Origin of the sequence: Bartonella sp. SD1336NMGDW, from assembly GCF_042193565.1 — a bacterium.
Lineage (GTDB): Bacteria > Pseudomonadota > Alphaproteobacteria > Rhizobiales > Rhizobiaceae > Bartonella > Bartonella grahamii.
Genome location: NZ_JBHILW010000114.1, coordinates 1 through 505, shown reverse-complemented (window position 1 = coordinate 505; position 505 = coordinate 1). Strand labels below are relative to the sequence as shown.

The 505-nt window shown below is 38.0% G+C and carries 1 pseudogene; it reads right to left on the bottom strand.

What is annotated here, in order from left to right:
* Positions 1–505, bottom strand: a pseudogene (locus tag ACFIKH_RS09440) (hypothetical protein); the annotation flags it as partial.

The following is a 505-nucleotide window of genomic DNA, read 5'->3' as shown; positions in this document are numbered from 1 at the left end:
TAATTATAAATTTTTGCATGGCTATAAATACAAGCCAAGCCAGAAACCTTGGCATGACCATAAACGCGTGCATAACTAAAAACCGTAGCATCATAAGAAACATGCGCATGGTCATAAATATGAGCATCAGCAAGAACGCGGGCACTACCATTCACATGAGCATACCCATAAACATTGCCATAAACATGCGCATTGCCATAGACAAAAGCATGGTCATAAACTTTAGCATATTGAGAGATAAAAGCCTTACCATAGACTTCAGCATTGCCATAAACTTGACCACAGACTTGAGAAAAATGGCGTATTTTTGCATCATCATACACTCTTGCATGACCATAGACACAAGCCTCATCATACACCCAGCAATTACCATCATGGGATAGGTTAACTTCCTTTTCAATAAAGCCGCCTAAGGACCCCGCCTTTATATCATCAAAATCTTTTAAAGCTTTAATGCGATAAAGGCTTATAATATTTCGAGTAAGAGCATGTTTGATTTTTTTGA